The organism is Nostoc sp. CMAA1605, assembly GCF_021596505.1.
Classification (GTDB): domain Bacteria; phylum Cyanobacteriota; class Cyanobacteriia; order Cyanobacteriales; family Nostocaceae; genus Trichormus.
On the sequence record NZ_PJIZ01000101.1, the window covers coordinates 1 to 25,393 of the forward strand.

24 protein-coding genes and 1 pseudogene are annotated in these 25,393 nt (G+C 39.3%); 11 read left to right on the forward strand and 14 right to left on the reverse strand.

Annotated features, from left to right (window positions below; all coding sequences use genetic code 11):
* The 5 genes and pseudogenes from CV014_RS24755 to CV014_RS24775 form a co-directional block, all read right to left on the reverse strand.
* Positions 1-484 (reverse strand): annotated as a pseudogene (locus tag CV014_RS24755) (hydantoinase B/oxoprolinase family protein); the annotation flags it as partial.
* A 499-nt stretch (positions 485-983) separates the two neighbouring features.
* Positions 984-1,775: a putative hydro-lyase gene (locus CV014_RS24760; protein WP_236144451.1), complete on the reverse strand. Its 792-nt coding sequence runs from the start codon at positions 1,773-1,775 to the stop codon at positions 984-986.
* Between the two features lie 83 nt (positions 1,776-1,858).
* Positions 1,859-2,485 carry a hypothetical protein gene (locus tag CV014_RS24765; protein ID WP_236144452.1) on the reverse strand — a complete coding sequence of 209 codons (627 nt, stop codon included), beginning with the start codon at positions 2,483-2,485 and terminating at the stop codon, positions 1,859-1,861.
* A gap of 5 nt (positions 2,486-2,490) precedes the next feature.
* Positions 2,491-4,590 (reverse strand): hydantoinase/oxoprolinase family protein, encoded by a 2,100-nt coding sequence (locus tag CV014_RS24770; protein WP_236144453.1) that lies wholly within the window; start codon positions 4,588-4,590, stop codon positions 2,491-2,493.
* 160 nt (positions 4,591-4,750) lie between these two features.
* Positions 4,751-6,577 (reverse strand): ABC transporter substrate-binding protein, encoded by a 1,827-nt coding sequence (locus CV014_RS24775; RefSeq protein WP_236144454.1) that lies wholly within the window; start codon positions 6,575-6,577, stop codon positions 4,751-4,753.
* A 411-nt stretch (positions 6,578-6,988) separates the two neighbouring features.
* Between CV014_RS24775 and CV014_RS24780 the strand changes: the two genes are divergently transcribed.
* From CV014_RS24780 to CV014_RS24795, 4 genes are all read left to right on the forward strand, one after another.
* Positions 6,989-8,017, forward strand: a complete 1,029-nt coding sequence (locus tag CV014_RS24780; protein WP_236144455.1) for a ferritin-like protein — start codon at positions 6,989-6,991, stop codon at positions 8,015-8,017.
* 135 nt (positions 8,018-8,152) lie between these two features.
* Entirely contained in the window at positions 8,153-8,311 is a 159-nt protein-coding gene (locus CV014_RS24785) for a DUF2256 domain-containing protein (RefSeq protein WP_103137945.1), read from the forward strand.
* Between the two features lie 103 nt (positions 8,312-8,414).
* Positions 8,415-9,371, forward strand: a complete 957-nt coding sequence (locus tag CV014_RS24790; protein ID WP_236144456.1) for an isoaspartyl peptidase/L-asparaginase — start codon at positions 8,415-8,417, stop codon at positions 9,369-9,371.
* An 11-nt stretch (positions 9,372-9,382) separates the two neighbouring features.
* On the forward strand, positions 9,383-9,562 hold the full coding sequence (locus CV014_RS24795) for a hypothetical protein (RefSeq protein ID WP_236144457.1): 180 nt from the start codon (positions 9,383-9,385) through the stop codon (positions 9,560-9,562).
* A gap of 79 nt (positions 9,563-9,641) precedes the next feature.
* Here CV014_RS24795 and glmU read toward each other — a convergent pair whose 3' ends face one another.
* Together glmU and CV014_RS24805 are read right to left on the reverse strand one after the other, a co-directional pair.
* Positions 9,642-10,988, reverse strand: a complete 1,347-nt coding sequence (gene glmU / locus CV014_RS24800) for a bifunctional UDP-N-acetylglucosamine diphosphorylase/glucosamine-1-phosphate N-acetyltransferase GlmU (RefSeq protein WP_236144458.1) — start codon at positions 10,986-10,988, stop codon at positions 9,642-9,644.
* 218 nt (positions 10,989-11,206) lie between these two features.
* Complete coding sequence (locus CV014_RS24805) at positions 11,207-13,273, reverse strand: dynamin family protein (RefSeq protein ID WP_236144459.1); 2,067 nt, start codon at positions 13,271-13,273, stop codon at positions 11,207-11,209.
* 232 nt (positions 13,274-13,505) lie between these two features.
* Between CV014_RS24805 and CV014_RS24810 the strand changes: the two genes are divergently transcribed.
* A complete protein-coding gene (locus CV014_RS24810; protein ID WP_236144460.1) occupies positions 13,506-13,967 on the forward strand; it encodes a CYTH domain-containing protein in 462 nt (153 codons plus the stop codon).
* A 77-nt stretch (positions 13,968-14,044) separates the two neighbouring features.
* On the opposite strand, the gene CV014_RS24815 is transcribed toward CV014_RS24810, so the two are convergent.
* Positions 14,045-14,545, reverse strand: a complete 501-nt coding sequence (locus tag CV014_RS24815) for a sterol desaturase family protein (protein ID WP_236144461.1) — start codon at positions 14,543-14,545, stop codon at positions 14,045-14,047.
* Positions 14,546-14,854: 309 nt separating this feature from the next.
* Here CV014_RS24815 and CV014_RS24820 point away from each other — a divergent pair, with 309 nt between their 5' ends.
* The gene (locus tag CV014_RS24820; protein ID WP_236144462.1) at positions 14,855-15,547 is read left to right on the forward strand and encodes a haloacid dehalogenase type II; all 693 of its coding nucleotides are present in this window, start codon (positions 14,855-14,857) and stop codon (positions 15,545-15,547) included.
* A gap of 98 nt (positions 15,548-15,645) precedes the next feature.
* Here CV014_RS24820 and CV014_RS24825 read toward each other — a convergent pair whose 3' ends face one another.
* On the reverse strand, positions 15,646-15,798 hold the full coding sequence (locus CV014_RS24825; protein WP_103138338.1) for a nicotinate phosphoribosyltransferase: 153 nt from the start codon (positions 15,796-15,798) through the stop codon (positions 15,646-15,648).
* Positions 15,799-16,253: 455 nt separating this feature from the next.
* Between CV014_RS24825 and CV014_RS24830 the strand changes: the two genes are divergently transcribed.
* From CV014_RS24830 to CV014_RS24845, 4 genes are all read left to right on the forward strand, one after another.
* Complete coding sequence (locus tag CV014_RS24830; protein ID WP_236144463.1) at positions 16,254-17,654, forward strand: nicotinate phosphoribosyltransferase; 1,401 nt, start codon at positions 16,254-16,256, stop codon at positions 17,652-17,654.
* 76 nt (positions 17,655-17,730) lie between these two features.
* A complete protein-coding gene (locus tag CV014_RS24835; RefSeq protein ID WP_236144464.1) occupies positions 17,731-18,333 on the forward strand; it encodes a nicotinate-nucleotide adenylyltransferase in 603 nt (200 codons plus the stop codon).
* On the forward strand, positions 18,294-19,040 hold the full coding sequence (locus tag CV014_RS24840) for an NUDIX hydrolase (protein WP_103138341.1): 747 nt from the start codon (positions 18,294-18,296) through the stop codon (positions 19,038-19,040). The genes CV014_RS24835 and CV014_RS24840 overlap by 40 nt, the downstream gene beginning before the upstream one ends.
* Before the next feature lie 82 nt (positions 19,041-19,122).
* Complete coding sequence (locus tag CV014_RS24845) at positions 19,123-20,835, forward strand: NAD+ synthase (protein ID WP_236144465.1); 1,713 nt, start codon at positions 19,123-19,125, stop codon at positions 20,833-20,835.
* A gap of 28 nt (positions 20,836-20,863) precedes the next feature.
* Here CV014_RS24845 and CV014_RS24850 read toward each other — a convergent pair whose 3' ends face one another.
* The 5 genes from CV014_RS24850 to CV014_RS24870 form a co-directional block, all read right to left on the reverse strand.
* Positions 20,864-21,583, reverse strand: a complete 720-nt coding sequence (locus CV014_RS24850) for a hypothetical protein (protein ID WP_236144466.1) — start codon at positions 21,581-21,583, stop codon at positions 20,864-20,866.
* 67 nt (positions 21,584-21,650) lie between these two features.
* A complete protein-coding gene (locus tag CV014_RS24855) occupies positions 21,651-22,466 on the reverse strand; it encodes a S1 family peptidase (protein WP_236144467.1) in 816 nt (271 codons plus the stop codon).
* Between the two features lie 25 nt (positions 22,467-22,491).
* Positions 22,492-23,274 (reverse strand): S1 family peptidase, encoded by a 783-nt coding sequence (locus CV014_RS24860; RefSeq protein WP_236144468.1) that lies wholly within the window; start codon positions 23,272-23,274, stop codon positions 22,492-22,494.
* Between the two features lie 33 nt (positions 23,275-23,307).
* Positions 23,308-23,829, reverse strand: a complete 522-nt coding sequence (locus CV014_RS24865; protein WP_329608438.1) for a COP23 domain-containing protein — start codon at positions 23,827-23,829, stop codon at positions 23,308-23,310.
* A 343-nt stretch (positions 23,830-24,172) separates the two neighbouring features.
* Positions 24,173-24,814, reverse strand: coding sequence for a DUF3386 domain-containing protein (locus tag CV014_RS24870; RefSeq protein ID WP_236144470.1), 642 nt, complete (start codon positions 24,812-24,814; stop codon positions 24,173-24,175).
* A gap of 195 nt (positions 24,815-25,009) precedes the next feature.
* Between CV014_RS24870 and CV014_RS24875 the strand changes: the two genes are divergently transcribed.
* A partial coding sequence (locus CV014_RS24875) for a GAF domain-containing protein (protein WP_236144471.1) occupies positions 25,010-25,393 on the forward strand: 384 nt, incomplete at its 3' end.

Below are 25,393 nucleotides of genomic sequence, written 5' to 3' on the forward strand. Positions count from 1 at the left end.
AAAATTATCAAATAAAATTCCTTCTTCCTCCACATTTTGACTATGAGGAGGCATAGAACCAGGTGTAATTCCCCCGATATCAGCTTGATGTCCGCGAGAAGCCACGAAAAATAGGGGAGTGGTGAGATTTTGGTCAATTTCTAAGAATACAGGGGTAATTGCTGTAAACATCTGGGAGATGAGTTCCGCCATTGTAGGGATTATTTGATAAATAAACATTTCCTGGTTTAATCGTGTCGCCATGATCATTAATTAAACTGCGGACACTTTCACTCATCGAACCTAAATGTACAGGAATATGAGGGGCGTTAGCTACTAATAATCCGGCCGCATCAAAAATTGCACAGGAAAAGTCTAAGCGTTCTTTAATATTGACTGATGCTGCTGTATTTTGCAGGACAATCCCCATTTGTTCAGCAATAAATTGATAGAGATTTTTGAAAATTTCTAATCTTACTGGATCAGGTTGAGATGTAGTATACATTCTAATTTCACTTCTTAATTTTGACAAAAATAGAATAGTTTTGTAGTAAGGACTTTAGTCCTTAGCACCTATTTATAAAGTAATACGGTTCAGTTAAGGCTAAAATCTGGGGTTTGTGAAGTAAGGAAAAGTTCGTAGTAAGGACTTCAGTCCTTAGATGAGGACTAAAGTCCTCACTACAAACTATTTTCTTAACTGAACTGTATTGATTTATAAAGTAAATATCAAGCAGGGGACTGACAAGCCTAAAATGATGGATTAGGCATATAGGAATCCGCTTTGATTCCTGAAATTATTTACGTATTAAGGAAACAAGGAACAGGTAAGAAGGAACAAAAGTGTACGGAGTTTTTTTCAGAAATCAAATATGAGTCCTATAGATTGGGTTGACGTTAGGAAATCCAACCTACATTTAATGCAATACTTTAGCCTTGCCATGCCACTACTATTTAAGCTTGACTTTATAAATCATGTGTTATTTCATGAAAATTGTTAAGAATTAACTAGTCAAATCCTCATCTTTTAAATCGCTAATAAACATATGTCCAGGTGCATGAGTAATTGCTAGTTCAGGTTTGGCGGATGAAATTGCAGTTTGAGTTGTTACGCCACAAGCCCAAAAAACAGGAATTTCACCATCACGAATTGTCACCGCATCACCATAATCTGGCTGTGCTAAGTTTTTAATTCCTATCGCACCAGGATTACCAATATGTACTGGTGATCCGTGCGCTTTATAATATCTACTTGTTACTTCTACCGCACGCACAACTTGATTAGCTGGTAGGGGACGCATAGAAACTACTAAGGGACTGGAAAATTTCTGAGTGGAGACGCATTCAATATTGGTTTTATACATGGGGACATTTTTATTTTCTTCTACGTGTCTAACTGATATACCAGCATTCAACATGGCGTTTTCAAAGGAAAAAGAACAACCTATTAAAAACCCTACTAAATCATCTCGCCAAAATGCTTTAATGTCAGTTGTTTCTTCTATTAATTCCCCATGTCGAAAAATTTTGTAGCGGGGTAAATCTGTTCTAATATCTGCACCAGGCGCAATAATTTTAGGTTCAAAATCTCCTACTTCTGTCACATCAAGGATAGGACAAGACTTAGCATTACGTTGACAAAATAATAGGAATTCAAATGCCAAAGAATATGGTAGTATTACCAAGTTTGCTTGCACAAATCCCAATGCTAATCCAGGGGTAGGAGTATCTAATTTACCTTCTCGACAAAGTTGACGGATTTCAGATGGTAGAGAAGCAGAAGCAAAGTTGAGCATTTTAGTCTCCTAAAATATTAATTTTTTACAATCAGAAAATATGAAAAGTGAATTATTAATTAATATTATTTTCTCAAGATTTTTCAAATTCTGATTCTAACTTTATAAAAATCTGCCAAAACTCTACTCAACCAATCAATTATTTCAAAATCCTGTTGCTCCATTAGCACTATTTTGTGATAATTAATTCGATTGATTTCGCTTTCTGTTAGCTTCAGAAACCAAGGGTGATCTAAATTACCTATTTTTTTATTTGTAATCAGTTCTAAATTCCATGACGGAGATTCATAAGGATTTTTTTGAAGTTGTTGAAGATATTGGATATTGGCTCTAGAAACTTCTTTGCGTTTAGATATGCCAAATAAAGTTTCAATCACAATCAGTGAATCATTGTTAGCTATAAACTCTATTTTCCCGAAATTAATCCATATTACATAGAATGTAAACCCACCTAATAATAACAAGCTAAAACCAAGTGACCATTGTTGTATGACTTTCTGCCATATTTGGTAAATTCCTTGTATAATTCCCTGGTTAAATGCTTCATACAACTCCGTAAACAATAATAAAACTTGACCAATAAACAAGCAAATAAACGGCATAAAAAAGAGTATTAGACAACAACTCGGCTGTGCAGAATACTTGATTCTTAGTTCTGGTTCTGCACACAATACTTTAAATCCATCGGGAATATTCTCGTTAGTGAGCATGATAACTATTGCATTCTTTGCAAAATCAAATGATTACGCTCTGTTAATCGTGCTTGCCAGTTCGGTTCAACTACAATTGTGCTAATTTTCTCCACAATAATTGCTGCACCATTGATACAATCTCCTGGCTGTAAATCTTCCCGACGATAAATTGGTGTATTATGCCATTGTTCAGCAGTAAACATTTGGACTATTTCTACTGGTTGTGGGGCTTCATCTAGATGTTTATTCCTAGTAATTAAAGGTTCTTTTGGTGTATCCATTTTCTGAATTACTTCTACTGAAATAGATTCCACAATTAAGTTTTTATCTGACTGTGTGAAACCATAGCGAGACTTATGTTTATCTGCAAACTCTGTTTGCATGATACTCACATCTACATCAAACTTAATATTGAGAGTAGAATCTGTTCCTTGATATTTGAGATTTAAGGTTTGAATAATTTCTTCTTCAAGATAATTTTTATCTTGACTGAGTTCGCTTCTAGCTTGAGTTTCTAAAGATTGCATCAACTGTATTAATTGGGGAATTAAGGCTTGATTTAAAGGCTGTTCTACTCCTCCGACTCTAGTAACTCTCACATCAGCTAATCCCATTCCGTAGGCTGAAAGCACACCAGCATAAGGGTGCAGAAATATTTGTTTCATTCCTAGAGTGTCAGCAATTAAACAAGCAACTTGTCCACCTGCACCACCAAAACAACAAAGAACATATTCGGTGATATCATAACCACGCTGGAGGCTAATTTTTTTAATAGCGTTAGCCATATTTGCAACAGCAATAGCAATAAATCCTGCTGCTACTTGTTCAGGAGTACGATAATTTCCTGTAACAGTTGCAATCTCTTGAGCTAATTGCTGAAATTTTTCTAAAACAATATTTTTATCTAAAGGTAAATTACCATTATTACCAAAAACAGCAGGGAAATATTGGGGGTGAATTTTACCTAACATGACATTCGCATCTGTCACTGCTAAAGAACCACCACGGCGATAACAAGCAGGGCCAGGATTAGAACCAGCCGATTCTGGCCCGACACGATAACTAGAACCATCAAAAAATAAAATCGAACCGCCACCAGCCGCAATTGTATGTATTGATAATACTGGAACTCGCATCCGCGCCCCAGCAATTTCAGAATCTAATTGGCGTTCATACTCGCCTTTAAAATGGGCTACATCTGTACTTGTTCCTCCCATGTCAAAGGTGATGACTAAATCAAAACCGGCTCTTTTACTAGTTTGCACTGCACCGACAATACCACCAGCCGGGCCACTTAAAATACTATCTTTGCCTTGAAATTGTGCAGCATCAGTTAAACCACCATCAGATTTCATAAACATTAATCTGACGTTAGTTAATTGATTGGCTACTTGGTTAACATAGCGGCGTAAAATGGGAGTTAAATAAGCATCGACAACAGTAGTATCGCCACGACTTACCAATTTCATTAAGGGACTAACTTGGTGGGAAATAGAAATTTGGGTAAAGCCAATTTCTTGAGCAACTACTGCTACTTCTTGCTCATGTTTATGGTAGCGATCGCTGTGCATAAACACAATTGCACAACTGCGAATTCCTGTTTGATAAGCTGCTTGTAAATCTTGTTTAACCTGTGAATACTGTACAGGTATTAATTCATTACCATAAGCATCATATCTTTCCTCTACTTCAATCACTTGCTCATACAACATGGCAGGTAAAATAATGTGGCGAGCAAAGATATCAGGGCGATTTTGATAGCCAATTCTCAAGGCATCTTTAAAGCCCTTGGTAATTAGCAAAACGACGCGATCGCCCTGTCTCTCTAACAGCGCATTAGTTGCTACTGTTGTCCCCATTTTGACTACTTCTATAGCTTCATAGGGAATAGGTTCATTATTTTGCAATCCCAAAATATTCCTGATTCCCTGAATAACTGCATCTTGATATTGTTCAGGATTTTCAGATAGTAATTTATAGACTATTACCCATTCTTGATGAGGTACAGGTACTATTAAAAACCTTTCCTGATGTGTGGATAGTCTATTTATAATAGACTCATCATCAGTTACAGCAACAATATCTGTAAATGTGCCGCCCCTGTCTGCAAAAACCTTTAACATAGTTAAATTTCATCTATCAACTAAAAGTAGAGTAGCAGTTATATAGCAGATAGTTCTACTGCAAGTGTGGTATATTTTGACAACAAGCGTAGACAAAAATATTTTTATCTCCCGTAGAGACACAGAAAATCAGAGTCACATTCTCAGCGTAACTTTGCATTTAAATTGTCCATTGCCATTTTTGCTGCTGTGGATGCCATTTTACAGCAACTATTTCTGTAGGAGGATTGAGGCGATCGCCTGTGGTTTCAAATTGAATATTTCCGGTAACACCCTTGATGACTTTGTGATCATGTTTGAAATATTTATCCATATTTTCCAGCAACGCTTGGCTATTTTCACTGTGATATTCTTCTATAACTTTCAAAATTATTAATACAGCATCAAACGCTGTTGCACTACGCCAATTTAGGTTTCCTTCACCCCATAATTGAGAACCTAACTTACAAAAATACTGAGCAATTAAATTTTCACCATTGCAACCGTTTTCTTGACTGTGCCAATGCCAAGGAATACAAGCTATAATTTGCAGATTATCTTGATTAATATTTTGGTATTGGCTCTGCTCATGAACCCAATGTAAAATATTCTCTTGATAAAAAGTAGCACTACCAGCAATTAAACAGTTATTGAGATTTAATCTACTAATTAGTCCAGCATTATTCAGGGAATTAGGTTCAAGTCCACCATCAGGGATAATAATGATGATATCAACGTCGGCTCTTTGAATATTTTCTATGTACTTTTGGACTTGATAATAAGATTCATTAATATAACCACATTCTTCTAAAAATATTAATTTATCTTGATATGCTTCAAGATATTTTTTAATGCTGTTTCTATAAGACTGACAATAAATACTATTGTGATTATAAATAATTGCTATTTTTGATTTATTTTTTATAGAATTTTTAGAAATCAAATAATCAACTAACCTTTGAGCATTAGTCTTGTCTGGAGTAGTCAACCTAAAAAAAGACATCAAAGATAAATCAGCCAGTTCATTAGATGTGCTACAAGCGTTAACTAAAACTAATCCTTTGTCTGCATAGAAGTGGAAAGCATTTTTAGTCATTTCGCTTGAGTAATGACCTATGATAGCTATTAAGTTTAGTTCTTGGGCTAATGCTGCTAATTTTTCGGCTGTTTGATTATACGGTGTGTATAAGTTATTCGGGTCATTGACAATTAAAATTTTTAATAGGATTGGGCTAGAAATTAGAGTAGGAAAAACCTTGGGTTTAATACTATTTAAGTCTATTGTCTTATCTAGACTAAACTTATTGAAAGCTACCCAATTTACTTGTAATTGTATTTGAGATATCCCTCGTAGAATTTCCGCCGCCACTTTGCCTGAATTATGATAAAATGGCACAACTACAGCTACAGTATAGATTCTAATTTGGTTTGCTTGAAATAAACTCTTCTGATATTCAATCAGAGAATTATTGATATAAATTAAACTTTCAGGATTCCCAATGCTATAAAGCTTTACTTCTTGATTCCATGCCATTAAAAAATATTTTAATGCTTGATAGTACAGTCCTAGCTGATAAAATTTCGTAGCTTCGGTTTGTAATTTGACGATGTCTTGGTTAGGTGGATAAAGAAAAAATTGTCTGCCAAGACTTGCTTGAAAGTTGTCACTGTTAAGTTGAGGTGCAGGATTTAATTTGTAACCGTTCTGTGGGTTGAGTAAAAAGTTAAGGATTCTTACCCAATTACCGGCTATATCTTTTTGTTCGACACCCATTATTTCTGCGATTTTGGGATAAATATTATTACTTAAACGGTCTCTAATTGTCATACTTTTTAATCTAAGTTTATCGGCTATTTCTTGTCGCGATAATCCTAATAAAGAATGACAGATAATTAGTTTATCTAGTTCAAGTAGCTTTGTTTTGTTTGTAGTAGAATCTAAGTCATGTAATAAAAGTTCAATATTAATAGTTAAACTTTCTGTTACTTGCATCAATATTTCTAACATATGTAGAAATCATCATATTTCCAAAAATATCAATCATAGAATACTCTAATGATGACAATAGCTAAAGCTATTTTTGTGGAAATAATCACTACAAATGTAGAGATGAGCTAGAGTGTGTCAAAAATTGACAATCTGTTAATTTTTGTTGAGTTTGTTGCTTATGATGTACTCCATTAAGGACTTTTCGCAGAAGTATATTTCTTTAACAGGATAAAATTGTCACTTCAAATTTCGCAAGATTTGATACTGGAAAACAATAGTTTTATCAAGATTAATGTGCTAGTTGTAACAATCAATTGTCAAGCAATTAACCACTTGTTATATGTAATTCTTGTTACTTAACTCTAGAGAATTTTGCTTTTTAGAGTGAGTCAACTTGCAAGCTTTAACAAAATCTCATTCACAGGCATCATGACAATAACAGCTACAAAGACGTGGACAAAGCAACTGGTGCAGGATCATGCTAAAACAGCAGTGCAAGTGGAACTCTACACTTTGCCCTTTTATCTGACTGCGCTTACTTCCATCAAAGATACAAGTCACCCTGCCTACAAATCTATTTTGAGTATTTGTATTGAAGAAATGCTTCACCTGCAACTAGCAGCTAATCTTTGTCTAGCACTTGATACCAAACCAGAGTTTCCTGCACCCACATACGACGGTACACCAATTCCCTACTTAGATCCCAATAATCCGACTACTGGACATCATAAATTAATTAATGCCCAATTGGATGCTCTCAATACAACTACTCTTGATTTGATGCTAGATATTGAAACTCCCAGTGGTTTAGAGCAACATCGTCATCCAGAAAAAGGCATTTGGAAAATAATTGATTTGCTGGAGGATAGTTTAGAAGCCAGATGGCATTTGCAACATCATCTTACTCCCCAATATCCCTATGATACAATTGGGGAAATGTACAACGCACTGATAGCTGGAATTGTCGTTGTAGGCAAAGACAATTTCTCCTGGACAACTAGGAATCAACAAGCGGCCTGGACTAGTGAAGCATTCACACAAATCATCACCAAGTTTGAAGATGCTGAAGAGGCTGTAAAAACGATTAGTCTCCAAGGTGAGGGAACAACAACTGGTAAAGACAGGTATGCTATACCCGAAAACTACCGGTTGAAAAGTGAGGTTATGGATGATAAGAGTTTCAATGAGTTTTCTCACTATGAACGATTATTAAATATCAAAAATCAGGGTTTGCCAGAGGTATATGGAACAAACAATAATCAGGAAAACCAACAAGCACAGCAACAAGCTTTAGCAAACCTTCAATCTACTTTTGCTGATCTATTGACAGAACTAGATAGTATTTGGAACATTGGCAAGGATATCACTCAAGACAACAACTTTTGGCATCCAATGTTGGGATTATTAAAAGCAGCGCAAGGATGTTGGCAAGCTGGTGTAATTCCAAAATGGTCTTAAAGATAGTGTAAGTGGCTAACATCATCAGACTTGTAGAGACGTTGCGTTGCAGCGTCTCTACTCTTGTTGGGGAAGACCTGTTCTGTTGGGAGCAATCTGGATATAATTATTTTCCATCTCGTTCAGAAATCTTTTATGGGGCGTAATCGTTCTAAATCTGACTTACCTACAAAAATCTGTCCGGTGTGTCAACGTCCCTTCACTTGGCGAAAAAAATGGCAAGATTGCTGGGATGAGGTTAAATATTGCTCAGAGCGTTGTCGTCGTCGTCGTTCTCAAGCAAGTGCTGAGTAATAAATGCTGAGTTTTGAGTGAGGAATTTCATTTTTGATGTGAAATCCCACTTAAAATTTTTCCAGACTGGATAAGTTCAATATAAATTAGCGCAGGGGCATAAATGAAATCACAGGTGCAGCCTAAATTAATTATTCACGGAGGGGCGGGTAGTTCTCTGCACGGTAAAGGAGGATTAGAGGCCGTTAGGCGATCGCTCCATGCCATAGTAGAGGAAGTATATACTCTGTTATTGTCTGGTGTGGATGCTTCTGTCGCTGTAGTGCGGGGTTGTCAACTATTAGAAGATGATCCACGCTTTAACGCTGGTACTGGTTCGGTACTACAATCTGATGGACAAATCCGTATGAGTGCTTCTTTAATGGATAGTGCATCAGGACATTTTAGCGGGGTAATTAATGTCTCACGGGTAAAAAACCCGATTAACTTGGCACACTTTTTACAAAGTTCCCCAGACCGCGTACTCTCAGATTATGGATCAGCAGAATTAGCCAGAGAATTACAAGTTCCCATTTACAATGGCTTAACAGATTTGCGACTGCAAGAATGGATACAAGAGCGTCAAGATAACTTTAAACGCACAATGGCGGGAGTAGTCGCAGAAACAGAAATGTTAGAAACCAGTAACGCTGGGCGCGGTACAATTGGTGTAGTTGTTTTAGATACCTATGGGAAATTAGCCGTTGGTACTTCTACAGGCGGTAAAGGCTTTGAGCGTATTGGCAGAGTCAGTGATTCTGCGATGCCTGCGGGAAATTATGCTACTAGTCACGCTGCCGTAAGTTGTACTGGTATTGGTGAAGATATTATTGATGAATGTTTAGCCGCCAAAATTGTAGTACGCGTCACCGATGGAATGTCTTTGCAAGAGGCGATGAAAAAGTCTTTTGCTGAGGCTTATGAAAACAAAAGAGATTTTGGTGCGATCGCCCTAGATGCAACCGGTGCGATCGCTTGGGGTAAAACCAGCCAAGTCATCCTCGCCGCCTTCCACGACGGCGACAAGATTGGCGATACCCTAGAACTACCGGACGGTACGGAAGTGGGTTGTATAGTTTAGGGCATTGGGAATTGGGAATTGGGAATTGGGCATTGGGCATTGGGAATGGGGCATTGGGAATGGGGCATTGGGTAGAATTCTCCCCTACACCCTTACACCCTTACACTAGGCTGTTGACTTTGTTAGTTTTTAGTAAATATGTACCATGTACTTTGTGTTTCGTTAAAAGCCAAGCCGTTACAAGGTTTTAGGCATTGTGGAAAACGACAAAAAAGTGCATGAACCACACCCCAAAAAAGCCACAGAGTCAACAGCCTACCCTTACACCCCTTACCCTTCTTTCTTCCAGCCCGGTTTAACTACTTGACGACTACGGGCAATGACTAAGCAATCATCGGGGACATCTTCTGTCACAGTTGAACCTGCCGCTACGTATACATCATTGCCCAAGGTGACGGGGGCTACTAAGACACTGTTGGAGCCGGTTTTAGTGCGATCGCCGATTGTGGTGCGGTGTTTTTTCACGCCGTCGTAGTTGGCGGTGATTGTCCCTGCACCTACGTTTACTTGGCTACCTGCTGTTGTATCACCTAAATATGATAAGTGGGCGACGTTGGTGCGATCGCCTAGTTGGGTATTCTTCAATTCTACGAAATTACCAATGCGGCAATTATTACCTACTTCCGCGTGACCTCGTAAATGGGCATAGGGGCCGATTCTCGTTTGTGCTTGAATAATGCTATCAGTAATTACCGAATACAGCACAGTGACATTTTCACCTATTTGGCTATTTTCAATTAAACAACCAGGGCCGATGCGACTTCCCGACTGAATCACAGTGTTTCCCCGCAGGTGAGTTTGGGGTTCAATGACCACATCTGGCTGTAATTCTACGGTGTCATCGATAGTAATGCTGTTGGGGTCGATTAATGTGACACCGGCTAACATCCATTTTTCCTTGACTCGCCGTTGTAAGATTTCGGATGCTGTAGCTAATTGTAGGCGATCGTTAATGCCCAAAATTTCCTGCTCATCTTCCACATCCACCGCCATCACTTGACCAACTTGAGTCACAGCGTCCGTGAGATAGTATTCTTTCTGGGCATTATTCGCTTGTAAATTTGGTAAAACCTTGGCTAAATTTTGCCAACGGAAGCAATAAATACCGGCGTTAATTCGTTGATTTTGTCTTTGTAAAGGAGTGCAGTCTTTATCCTCTACCATTTGTTGCACAAAGTTGTTACTATCACAAAAAACCCGTCCGTAGCCTTTGGGATTGGCTAGGTTAGCGGTGAGAATCGTAGCAGCGTTGTTATTAGCTTGGTGGGTTTGTAATAATTTTTCTATGGTTTCAGTGCGTAACAATGGCACATCCCCATTTAATATCAGTAAATCCCCCGTATAACCTTCAAGATGTGGTAATAATTGTTGGATAGCGTGACCTGTGCCTAACTGTACAGCTTGTTCCACAAATTCCAACTCAGGCGACTCAATAGCCGCTTTCACTTCTTCAGCCTGATATCCCACAATCACAATTCGCCGTGACGGTGCAAGCGGTTCTGCACTAGCCAAAACTCTTTCTACCATCGTGCGTCCACCCAAAGAATGTAACACCTTGGGTAAACTAGACTTCATTCTAGTGCCGCGCCCTGCTGCTAATACTGCTACAACTACCATAATTAGCTTTTATCTACGATTAAATTTTACCGTTGTATGTACTTGGTACTTTGTGAGTTAGGGTCAAATCATACCAGCTAATTCATGCAGTATTACTAAATTTGGGACTGGGGACTGGGGACTGGGTGGACAAGGTAGACAAGGTAGATTTTACTCCAATGCCCGATGCCCGATGCCCAATGCCCGATGCCCAATGCCCCATTCCCAAAACATAGTTTTTAAGACAATGTTTGGTAAATTTGGTCAATTTGCTCTACTTGTTGATGAATGCCTACGGCTACGGCTTGGAGACGTTGGGATTCTGTGGTGAGGTTGATTTCATGGGCTGTTTTTTGTTGGAGTAGGTTATCTAATTCGGTTCTTCTTTGGGTGATATCTTTGTTAATTTGCTCAATTACCTCTTGTTCGTAGGTATTGAAGCATTCTTCCACACCTGTACGAACTTGGGGGATATATGCTTCAGCAGCTTCTGGAAGATATTTCATTAATTCTTTTTGGGCTGTTTGCACTAATTTCTGTCTCGCTTGATCTGCTTGCAAAAATCCAATACCCATTCCCAAAACTGCTAATCCCACAGGGCCGAGAAAAACGCCGGTTAGGGTGCTAGTGATGCTGTTTACCCCGATCGCAGCTATATAGTTAAGTAGGATATTCTTCCAGTCAAAGCCTGCTTGCGCCATTGCTACGCCTGCAATGTTACCGCTAGACAATGATAATAATCCCATTGCCCATTTTGTCCAAATGGGTGAATTGTCTTCCTTGGTGGTTTTGGGATTAAATTTGACTTCTTTTCCTGATAATTTATCGGTAATTTGGTCGATGACTTGGCTGTAGGAAGCACCGTATTTTGCTGCACTGGTGGAGAGTTTGACAAATGCGGTGTTCATGTCTTGTTCTACTGTCAATGTCCAAGCAGCTATTTTATCGGCGGTGTATCTTTCAAATGCTTCTTGGAGGGCGGTGTTAAAGCTTTCGCGTTTATCTTTATTTAAAAAGTCTAATAATTCTAAGTTTGGTTGGTAGGCTAGGAAGTCTTTTTCAAACGTATTACCCAAATTGAGAATGTAAGCGCGTAAGGATTCAGCAACGGCTTTGGCTTGAATATCTCTAGTGGCGCGGATTTCGGCTTGAAATTGATCCCGAATCATCGCCAATTGTTGAAATTCTGGTTCGACGGAATCAATGCGCTGTTTCATTTCACTCACATCTTGGGTGAGTAGGGAAAGGCGGCGTTGAATTGCTGCTTGAATATTATTGTAAGTCTGGCGCGCTAGGATGATGGCTGGTTGTAGTTGAGCGATCGCCCTATCTTGGGTTAAGAAGATATTGAGCGATCGCAATAATTCGGGAAATCCTGTACCCTCTAAAGAAGCTGACTGATCTTTAATTCTTTTTCTTAAGGCATTAATTGCAGAAATTTCAAATACACGCTCAGAATAAATATCTTCACCGTTAATCTGACAATATAGTGCGAGGTTTGTTTGGAATACCTGCCTTAATTGTGTCTCGGCTGCTTGCAGTTCTTCTTCATCATCTGGATCTAACATTCCTTCTTGAATTTGATCCCAACCGTTGATAATAAAAAACACCGTTAAACCACGGTCTTTAATATAATTTTCGAGATAGCGGCGTTCTGCTAAAGTGTAAGGCTGAGAAGCCCTCATCACAAATAATATTGCATGACAATTATTGATGTATCCCAAAGATAATTCGTTTCTTGATTCTGTATCGTTTAGTCCTGGGCTATCGATGATTTCTAAACCTTTCGATAAAAGTTCTAATGGATACTCGACAACAGCATAGCTTACCTCTGCAAATGCTGATTTCCTCTCCTCTTCCAGCTTTTTAGCTTCTTTGGGGTCAATCGTATATTTCTGTTTAAATTCTTTAAATTCCAGTTGTTCTGGCTGGCGGTTATCATTAAAATTGACTGTGACTTGTTTGTTCTCTCCATAACGTAAAACTGTCAAAATCGCAGTACAGGGATTGACTGCATTTGGTAGAACATTTTCCCCAATCAAAGCATTAATAAAAGTGCTTTTTCCACGCTTCATGTCACCTAAAACAAGTAAGCGAAACACACCTTGATTGAGATTTTTAACAGCTAGATTGATATTTTCAATATCTGAATTTAAACCTAATGCGCCCGAAGTATTTTTACTACCTAATTCTGCTTGAATGAGAATTTCACTCATCTGTGCTAAACCAGCAGATATCTCTTGTCTTACTCCAGCGATTTTATCTAAATCATTAATAAAAGTTTCAGTTTCAATTTTGTTGTTCATAAGAGTTAGTTAATAGTCAATAGTCAATAGTCATTAGTCTGCTACCCCTGTTTTTCTTAATTTTACTTAGAGGTAACGTGTCTAATTCTACTACAGTAGGCAATTTACAGTAAGTGTAAATGATTGTAAAGAAGTCTATGGAATCAAACGTGGTGTTCTGAAGATGAAATCAGGTGTGGTAGCCTTTTTGAAGTAAGTGCGATGGACTACTCAATTCTCAACGGAATCATTCATGGCGACAGAAATTGAACGGAAATTTTTAGTCAAAGGCGATGCTTGGCGACAGCTAGCTGAAGGGAGTTTGTATCGTCAAGGATACATTGCTAGCCAAGGCGCAACAGTCCGTGTTCGCATTGTCAAAAACCAAGGCTATCTCACCATTAAAGGCCCTACTGTTAATTATTCTCGTTCTGAATTTGAGTATCCCATCCCTTTAGCGGATGCCCAAGAAATGTTAGATACATTATGTGTTCGTCCTTTAATTGAAAAAACTCGATATAAAATTAATATTAGTGATTTAGTCTGGGAAGTAGACGAATTTGCTGGAGCTAATCAAGGATTAATATTAGCAGAAGTTGAACTCACTGATGAATTACAAAAAATAGAGTTACCAGATTGGATTGGTGAAGAAGTATCCGGCAACCCTAAATATTACAATAGCTATTTAGTTAAACATCCCTTTTCTGAATGGTAAGCTAATCAGCATTTAATTTGCATAAAGCCACTGCTGAATCTTCCCAATTCCCAATTCCCAATTCCCCATTTTTTATATTAAATCCGCGAGTAACGCAGACGTACCCTTAAAAGTCTTAGCCAGCGAAACCAAATTTGTGCAGGTTGTTCAAAAAAGGTAAAGATATCGCCAAAACCTAGATTTGTTTTTTGGTGATGTAACCAATGTCTTTCAGGAGTAGTGATAAATAAAATTTGACACAAAAAATCGATGGGTTTAGGAGTTTTCCAACCTAAAACGCTAATGTGTCTCCACCACACATGAAATTGACCTAGTAATAAGCCCAAAATTACCCCAATAGGAGAAAAAGACCACAAAGGTACAGCGACTAATAAATATGGTAAAGCTCCTAATATACCATCTAAAAGCACCTGTACATTTAATGTCAAAATTGCGTAGTGACGAAAATCTTTCTTCCATGAATGATGGGTTTTTAGATGGAGGCTACCAAAAACGTGTTCTGGTACATGATAGACAAATGTTGATAAAAAATCACCAAAAAACAATAACAACCAGGCAATAGCGACAGCCTCAAGCATTTTTACTCCTCAAAGTTCAGTAAGAAAACACCACAATAAATTAAGTCGGAATTCGTAAATTGAAAGTCAGAAGTTAGCCGTTATCAACTCTTCTTTGTTCTGAATCAATGTTGTGATGAAACTTTTACTCCTAAAAACCGATAGAGTTACTGTAATATAACACGGTTACTCCCCAATCATCCGATGAAGTGATACACCATAAGCAAAGAAGGAGTTAAAAATAGTACAAATTTAGGTTAAGATTTTTTGTGAGCTTCTTGATGCTACTCTCAGAAATTAGCCACAATAAAACTTATATTAGTGGGGCTTATGATTGATTTAAATCAGTATCAAGCCATAACTTTTGATTGCTATGGCACGCTTATAGATTGGGAAACAGGAATATTAACGGCTATTAAATCCATCTTAACCAGTCATCATATCAACCTACAGGATGATGACTTACTCGAAAATTTCGCTAATTTTGAATCGCAGTTAGAACAAGGAGAATATATTTCATATCGAGAAGTTTTGCAAAAAGTGGTGCAGAAATTTGGAGAAAAATTCGATTTTGCCCCGACGGAATTAGAAATTAATTCCCTAGCGAATTCTATCCAATATTGGCAACCTTTTGCTGATACCGTTGACGCATTAAAATTACTCAAGCAAAAGTTTCAGTTAGTCATCATCTCCAACGTGGATGATGATTTATTTGCGTTTTCTGCCAAAAAATTAGAAGTAGAATTTGACCAAATTATCACTGCACAACAGGTCAAAAGTTATAAACCTTCATTAAACAATTTCCAACAAGCACTTGAGAGAATCAAACTACCAACAGAGCAAATCTTACACGTTGCTGCTAGCGTTTATCATGATATTATCCCCGCTAAATCGTTAGAATTCTCAGCAGTTTGGGTTAACCGCAGAATGGGTCAAACTGGCTCTGGTGCTACACTTACGTCTATTGGCGAGCCTGATTTGGAAGTTCCAGATTTAAAAACATTAGCTACTTATATTCAATAGCTAATTCTACAAAAATAAAGATAAACACAGACCATGAAATCTGTGTTTATCGCGGATTGGAATAGATTGAATATATGGACTAACTTCTGCACTGCTATTTACCAACTTTCAGCAGAACCCTTTTTATAAGGCTCACCCGTAAAAGGCTGTACACCAATATTGGGATAAGCATCATCGTTAGGAGCAAAAATCCGCATTACGGCTTCAGAAATATACTGAGTAATGCTAGCAATTATTCTGGGGATAGCCATAACATTCGACTCCTTTTTGAGCCAATTTATCTTGGTTTCTCTACTTTAATTCTGATTTTTTGCGCTGGCTTAATTTCTCAATATATTGACAATATATGCAATAGTTTTTTAGCTTGCTTTGCAATACTTAACTTGATTCTAGGTTTATTACTTTCTATGTCTATTCTAACAGAAAATTTCTACTTGCTAGAAGTCTGACACTCAACTAAAAACAGCCGAATGTTTTGTAAATTCGTGGCTTTTTGTGGTGATTTTGATTGACATTTATACACACAAATATCAGTTTTTGATAAAAATGACCATTAAGAAAAGTTAATTAATAGTTTAAGAAAATATTGTAAGCTATACAAACACTGCATTTTCGTTCTTGAAAACTTTATACTTTTGGTGCTTGACATTATTTATGGTAAATTCTACCATAATACAAAGCAACATTCTTGTAAGGAAACTCTGGTATGACACCTTTCCCAGTCTGGGATAGCCACCAGAAACCAAAATTAGACATCTCTGCGGCAGATTACAGCTTGCTGACTGACCTTTATCAATTAACAATGACAGCTTGTTATGTGGGTGAAGGTGTAGAACAAAAGCGGGCTAGCTTTGAGTTATTCGTCAGGCGATCGCCGGAGGGTTTTGGCTATTTAATTGCGATGGGTTTAGCGCAAGCATTGGAATATTTAGAAAACTTGCGTTTTAGTTCTGAACAGATAGCCGCATTACAAGCCACGGGGATTTTTGCCCAAGCTAGCGACAGCTTTTGGTCATTGCTAGCCGAAGGAAGGTTTACAGGGGATGTGTGGGCAGTACCAGAAGGGACGGCTGTTTTTGCTAACGAGCCATTGTTGCGAATTGAAGCCCCTCTGTGGCAAGCGCAATTAGTAGAAACCTATCTATTAAATACACTCAACTATCAAACCCTGATAGCTACCAGGGCGGCAAGATTGCGAGATATTGCAGGTGAAACAGCCAGACTTTTAGAATTCGGCACAAGACGAGCATTTAGTCCCCAAGCCTCATTATGGGCAGCCAGGGCAGCCCTAGCCGGCGGGTTAGATGCTACCTCCAATGTGTTAGCCGCGCTACAACTGGGTGAACAGCCGAGTGGTACGATGGCTCACGCCTTGGTTATGGCGTTGTCAGCGATGGAAGGGAGTGAAGAACAAGCATTCACAGCATTTCATCGCTACTTTCCTGGCGCACCATTGTTAATTGATACCTACGACACAGTAGCGGCGGCAAAAAATTTAGCCGCAAAAGTCAATGCAGGAGAAATCGAATTAACAGGGGTAAGGCTAGACTCCGGCGACTTGGTGAGTTTATCCCAACAAGTGCGATCGCTCCTGCCTGGGGTAACAATTTTTGCCAGTGGCGACTTAGATGAGTGGGCAATAGCCAGACTCAAAGCCGCCAACGCAGAAATAGATGGCTATGGACTAGGCACAAAATTAGTTACAGGTACACCAGTCAACGGTGTGTATAAACTCGTAGAAATTGACGGGATTCCTGTAATGAAAAAGTCCAGTGGTAAGACCACATACCCAGGACGCAAGCAAATTTTTCGCTCATTTGCAGGAAACCAAGCCCAAGCCGACAGACTCGGATTAGTCACAGAGACACCCCTCCCCACAGAAAAACCCCTATTGCAGTTAGTAGTCAAAGAAGGGCAAAGACTACAACCACCAGAAACCCTAGCAGCAATTCGCCAACGCACCGCCGCTTCGGTAGCAAGTTTACCTGAAAAAACCAGACATCTAGATCATGCTATTCCCTTAACGGTGGAAATTTCCCCCGCTTTGGCAGAGTTTACTGAGGACGTGGAGAGACAAGGGAGACAAGGAGGACAAGGTGGAAATTAACTCACATCCAATGCCCAATGCCCAATGCCCAATGCCCCATTCCCAATGCCCCATTCCCAATAACTATTGACTAACCATGAAAACAATCGCTTTATTCGGTACTAGTGCTGATCCGCCGACAGCAGGACATCAAAAGATTCTGCGGTGGTTGTCTGAACGCTATGATTGGGTAGCGGTTTGGGCAGCTGATAATCCTTTTAAATCTCATCAAACACAGTTGATACATCGGGCGGCGATGTTGCGGTTGTTGATTGCTGATATAGAAGCACCGCGACAAAATATTGCTCTAGAACAGGAGTTAAGCAGCTTTAGAACCTTGGAAACCTTGGCTAAGGCTCAAGCGCGTTGGGGAGAAGATACCGAATTTACTTTGGTAATTGGTTCAGACTTATTGCAGCAACTACCACGCTGGTATCGAATTGAAGAATTATTACAGCAAGTGCAACTGTTAATTGTGCCGCGACCGGGATATGAGATAGATCAAACTAGCTTAGAAACCGTGCAAGCATTGGGAGGAAAAATTGCGATCGCCAGTTTAACTGGTTTAGATATATCCTCAACTGCCTATCGTGAACACGGAAAAACCGAAGCCCTGATTCCCCCTATCGCTGCTTATATTAATCAACAGCATTTGTACAAATGCCCGGACGCAACAACAAAAAAATTTCAACTTCGTTAAATCAACAACCTTTGGCCGATTTCAAAGTTGGTGTTGATAATGTAATTTTTTCTGTAGATACTGTACAGAACCGTCTCTTGGTTCTCTTAGTAATGCGACAGCAAGAACCATTTTTAAATCAATGGAGTCTTCCTGGTACTTTAGTCCGTCAAGGTGAGTCCTTAGAAGATGCAGCCTATCGCATTATGGCGGAGAAAATTCGTGTTAATAATCTTTATTTAGAGCAGTTGTACACCTTTGGGGGGCCAGAACGTGACCCCAGAGAAGCCACTGGTAGTTATGGTGTGCGTTATCTATCAGTTAGTTATTTTGCTTTAGTGAGATTTGAAGAAGCCGAACTAATTGCAGATGGCGTAACTGGGATTGCTTGGTATCCAGTGAAGGAAGTACCAAAACTAGCCTTTGACCATAACGAAATTTTGGCCTATGGTCATAGAAGATTACGTAATAAATTGGAATACAGTCCGGTAGCTTTTGAAGTCTTACCGGAAACATTTACTTTGAATGATTTATATCAGTTGTACACCACAGTTTTAGGAGAAAACTTTTCTGATTATTCTAATTTTCGGGCGCGTCTCCTCAAACTAGGCTTTTTATCTGATACAGGCATCAAAGTATCACGCGGTGCAGGTCGTCCCGCCAGTTTATATAAATTTGATGCCGACGCTTTTGCACCTTTTAAAGATAAGCCATTGGTGTTTATTTAATTAGGGGTTTAGGGGTGTAAGGGTGTGGGGGTGTAGGGGAGAAAACTAATGACTAATGACTAATGACTAATGACTATTACTTATGAAAATTGCGATCGCTCAACTTAATCCTATAATTGGTGATTTATCTGGTAATGCTCAGAAAATTCTGGAAGTTGCTCAACAAGTAGCAGCTGATGGGGTGCGGCTATTATTAACACCAGAACTTTCTTTGTGTGGCTATCCACCTAGAGATTTATTATTAAATCCTAGTTTTGTGGAAGCTATGAAGATAACTTTGCAGCAATTAGCCCAAGCTTTACCTGCTAATTTGGCTGTATTAGTTGGTACTGTTAAGCAAAATTCTCAAGCTCATACTACAGGCGGTAAAAGTTTATTTAATAGCATCGCTTTATTAGAAAACGGTAAAATCAAACAATATTTTCATAAGCGACTATTACCAACTTATGATGTATTTGATGAAAATCGTTACTTTGAAGCTGGACTGCAAGCTAATTATTTCACTTTAGATAATATCGATATTGGCGTAACCATTTGCGAAGACTTATGGAATGATGAGGAATTCTGGGGTAAGCGTCATTACGCTGCTAATCCCATAGCTGATTTAGCACTTTTGGGTGTGGATTTAATTGTCAATTTATCGGCTTCACCCTACACAGTCGGGAAGCAACGCCACCGTGAATCGATGCTGGAATATAGTGCAGTGCGTTTCCAACAACCAATCATTTATACAAATCAGGTTGGTGGTAATGACGATTTAATTTTTGATGGTTTTAGCTTTGCTTTAAATGCTCAAGGTAAAGTAATCTGTCGTGCTGAAGGTTTTACTACTGATTTATTAGTAGTAGAATTTGACGAAACAGAACTAGATTTAGAATTAAGTTCTGTCACTCCCGCACCCACTTCTGAAGATGAAGAAATTTGGCAAGCATTGGTTTTAGGTGTGAGAGACTATGCCCAAAAGTGTCGTTTTTCTAAAGCAATTTTGGGTTTAAGTGGTGGGGTAGATTCTTCCCTAGTAGCTGCGATCGCCTCTGCGGCACTTGGTAAAGAAAATGTCCTTGGGGTACTGATGCCTTCCCCCTACAGTTCGGAACATTCCATCAGTGACGCGTTAGCCTTGGCGAAAAATTTGGGGATACAAACCCAAACCATCCCCATAGGTGAATTAATGCAAGGCTTTGACCACAGCTTGGCTGATCTGTTTGCAGGGACAGAATTTGGCATTGCTGAGGAAAATATTCAATCCCGAATTCGGGGTAACTTATTAATGGCGATCGCGAATAAATTCGGCTATCTGTTATTATCCACCGGTAACAAATCCGAAATGGCAGTGGGTTACTGCACTCTTTACGGTGACATGAATGGCGGATTAGCGGTCATTGCAGACGTTCCCAAAACCCGTGTCTACTCGATATGTAACTGGCTAAATCGCCAAGAGGAAATTATCCCCCAAAATGTCATCACCAAAGCACCAAGCGCAGAACTCAAACCTGGTCAAGTAGATCAAGATTCCTTACCACCCTACGAAATTTTAGACGACATTTTGCAACGCTTAATTCATGAACACCAATCAGTAGGAGAAATCGTCGCCGCAGGTCATGATCCTTTAGTAGTAGACAGAATTATCCAAATGCTAGCGCGTGCCGAATTCAAACGCCGCCAAGCACCACCAGGATTAAAAATCACTGACCGCGCCTTCGGTACAGGCTGGCGAATGCCAATTGCCAGTAATTGGAATGCAATTAAGAAAATTAGTCATGAGAGTGTTATCACCGGGTCTAAATCCCCATAACAACACTCCCTACTTGATGGAAACCGTCCTACTGAGGCGCACTACAAGAACTATTAAAACCAAAAGCTTCTTGCCAACGCTTAACATTACTGCTGCCAATCGGAATTAATTTAGTATCGCCATTTTCAAAGGTTAAGCGGGCTTTAATTTCTTTGGCTGGGGCATTTCTGAGTAAGTTAGCAGCTTCAGGACTGATATCAAACAGGGTATCAGTCATAAACCAAGTGCTAGAGTTTTCAATTGAGCGTCTATTTTCATAGGTGGTGTAGGTGTAATTCCCTTGAAATCCTCTAACTTTAGCATTGGTGCTGCGCTTCAGTTGTAAAATTTGCTCTCCTACACCTAATTCCAGCATTTTAGGAGCAATTTCTTCTAATTCTGCTCTACCATCACTTGGTGCTGTCTGCACAATCATTTTCACAAAGCAGCCTTCTATTTTGCTTCCCCACAGAGAAACTACAACAAATCTACCGGGACTAGGAGCAGCAAATGGTTCTTTAAATAAAACTCCTTGGGGGTCTTCTCCATGACGGTCAATCACTACTTTACCCAAAGGACTATTCACCAAAGCATCTTTAATTTCCACTACCTTATCAAAGGGTAAACCATTGCCACCCCAACGCATTCCGTTGACTGTATCTAGCTTATCTTCATCAATTGTAGTTTGAGCGATCGCGCTATGAGGTGTGACTAATGCTGTTGTCACCAGTAAAGCTGTAAAAGCAGATGTGAAGTATTTGGAAAACATGGAATTTCAACTCAAATTCTGAAAAACAAGGTTTAAATGTAAAAAATTTTCAAGCAAGATATCTTATTTAACAACGTCTACCAGGACAAACACCAGACCCTGGCGTTCCAGAACCATTTAAGGTAGTTGGTCTACCCGGCCTAGAGTTGTTACTTGGTGGTGGAGTTGTAAAGTTTGTGGGTGGTGTGTTTGTTGTCACCACCTTTAAATTGAGACTGTTGGCTATTTTGGAGTTAGTAAATATATTGATGGGAATACCCAAGTTAAACCCGACTTTTTGACCTTCTTTATCCCGTGCGCCACGGCCATGAATTCCCACTAAGCGTCCATTATCATCTAAGACTGGGCCACCGCTCATTCCAGGATAGGTAATATTGTTATAAATCAAAGCATAACCTTCCTGGGGATTGCTATTAGTACCAACAATGCGTCCATCAGGAACTAGAACTGTGCGGGTTTCAATACCTTGTACTGGTGTAGGCGCGCCAGATACATAAACGGTTGTACCTTCAGTAGCTGAATCAGAATTACCTAAAGCTACAACAGGATATTTTTGACGACTGGTAAACTGTAAAATAGCTAGGTCTACCCCAGGCAAGCGAGTAATTAAATTAGAAGCTACTGGATGAGCATTTTGATCATAAGTCTGGACAGTATAACTTCCTGCGGTATCTAAAACGTGCCAGTTAGTTAGTACAGTATAAGTGTTATTTTGTTCATGAATAATGACACCAGAGCCAAGTTTTGCTCCAGTGATTAAGACCGTCACTTTCTTCGCAATATTACTGACAGCTTGAGGTGTTAATGATACCGCAATTTGAGCAGGAAAAAATGCGATCGCTACTCCCAATATTGCCGATGCTAGTTTACTATCGAGTTTCATCACTTGACCTCTAATCAGTCTGATGTTATCTAGGAGAAATTTTAGTCGGCATCATTTGTACCACCTTATCTATAGGTACAGCCCAACTCAAGCGAATAATCTGCTGATGTAAATTTTCATCAGCCTGCAAACCATCAATAAAAACTGATGGTGCATCCCATAAAGGATAAGCGTGCATTCCATTGATCCCAACAACCTCCCCACGGCGGTTGAGTAGCGGCCCCCCACTCATCCCTTTTGCCAACTCATTGGTATACCCGACTTGATAACCACCTTCCAAAGCTTTATCCAGTACTAGTGATACCTTACCCCTAGTCAACTTGAAACTTTTTACCTTTAATTCCTCTTGATCAAAAGGGAAACCAGTAGCAAAGACCTCATCACCTGCCGTTGGCGGATAACCCAAAGCAGCTACATGATAATTAGTACCAACACTGCGAAACTCCAAAACAGCTAAATCATGTTTGTTAAATCTCACCTTAGATAGCAAATTAGCTTTATGTATTTGACCATCTACAGTTTGAATCCGATACGGAGATGTCCCGGCTCTGAGTACATGAGCGTTAGTAATTACAGTATAAACTGTATTTTGCTTGCCAAGTATAATTCCTGAGCCAAGAAATTCCGTTGACATCACTTTGACTGTTATTCCCTGTGCTTGTTGACGCAATTTTTCTAATGACAATTGCGTAGTCTGGGAAACTTTGTTATCTACAGGTGCAGATGTAGTGCAACCACTCACATCTGCCAACAACAACATTAATAAACCGCCAACAGAGGCGATAACTTTCCCACTGCCCCAGATCATATAATTTTTAGAATTACTCCCTGGCCGATGCTATCAAGGAATACCTGCTTCAGATGTGGAATTGCTGGTTCCTGAGGCAGAATCATCAATGGAGTCCGTTGTGGCATTTTGCAGATAGATATCAAAGTCAATGTCAACTGGACTACTTTCACTGTTACTAGCACTTTCATTCAGTGCATTACCAGCCGCCAAAGCCCGTCTGTCAAATAACCTACGGACAATAGTATTTGGATCAGCACCACGTTTGAGAGTAAATAATAAAGTATTATCTGTACAAGCACTATTTTGATTCATCGCTGCACAGACTACAGGCTCTCCTCTCAGTGTGCCAGTTTTAATCCGTCTGAGTCTGCCATTATCGTAGTTTCTCTGAAATCTACGCGATACCTCCGCACAACGCCGTTGAGCAGTCCACGGCGGTGGAAAATAATTACTCGAAACCCAGCGAATAATCGGGACTTTTTTCCCGTCCTGAGTGCGTGCAAAGGTTACAGGTATACCTTTGTTCTTAGCGCAGTAAAATGTAGTACCTTCAGCGCGACTGGGCTGAGTCACAGTTATAGTCAACAAAGCTATGGTTAGCCCTGTCAATCCTTGACAAAATAACCTTAAATTCATGGTTAGTGTCGGATTTTGTTAAAAATAGGGGTATATTAATGCAAGTTTAAAATTATTCGGTGGCAAATCATAGGTGTTAGTGCCGATATGATGTATTTTTTCATCAAAAATTTATATTTTTACCGTACAAATAGCTAATTAATACTACTTAGTAGCTGGATTTTTACAGTACAGTCTGTTAATACTATGATTTACTGCTAAAGAAAGGACACCTTGTGGGGGTGTCCTTGAAATATATTTGACCTTCGATGAGCAAAAACCTCACTTAAGCAGTAACAGGCTATAACAGGTGAATGTTAGAGAAAGCAAATTCTTGAACAGAGGTTTTTCCAGAAATTTCCGTGCGAATTTCACGCCGATTGAGAATAAAGTAGTTCCCTATCTGTTCATATTCATCCACAAAGTTGCTGACTCCGCCTTTTTGTTCCCCAGTTTGAGGATCATGGTAAACAGAATCATAAGTGTGAGAGAGATAACCTTCCCCAGTGTTGTGAACACTAAAAGTATTAATAGTCACAACCACACCGTGAATATGGCGATGAACAAGAGTGACAATATTATTGTGGACTTTATAGCGATCGCCTTCCGCCTTACCACCCATTAAAATTTCTACAGATCCATCTTCGTCAGTTGCGCCATAACGAAATGTATTTGCACCGTGGGTTTCCTCAAAGGTGCGGCGCACACGGTGAATAGCAATCTCCCAAGCTTGTCCATGAATAGCTTTTTTGACTGACTCATCATCCACACCCAAAACTTCCGCTTTGAGTTCAGCGTTGATGATCACTTTACCTGTAATTACCTGCCCATCATATTTATAGGTGATATCTGCTGTATAACCGGGGAAATTCTTGTCCCAAGTATAACGGTTGTCATAAGCAGCCCGGAAAAGTTCCTGAGCAGAGAGTTGTGTAACTGTCATGTGCTTCTCCTAGCGCAGTGATTTATCGTAAACTTCGGCGTAAATCAAGCAAATACTTAAGCATATGTAGAAAATTGCCAAAATCAGCATTTCTTCTTTTGCCTTTTGCCTTGTGACTTTTGCCTTTTTTCTTTGTGCTGGTATTAGCATAGAAGTAATTGTTGAGTCTCGCATAGACCCCAACTGGGTACACTTATGCCTATTTCTCTCCATGACGTGTTTCATGCGATCGCCAATATCCGTAGTGAGCAAGAATTAAAGCAAACGCTCATGGATAAAATTGGCGAATACTTTGGTGTGCAACGTTGGGGTATCCATCTTATAGATAGTCAATCACACAACGATCCTGACAATAAAAGCATTCCAGCCGTCTGCTTAGAAAGTAATCCCATTGGGCAATATGTAGTTGAACGTCATGCACCAACCCATGAACAATTGATATTAACCCCAGAAGACTGGAAAGATTTATGTCCACGTCATGACCACGGACACGTTATGACTGGGCCAATTGTCTGCGATGGTCGCCTAATTGGGACACTCAACTTTGCCCGCGACAAAGGAAATCCACCCTTCAACGCC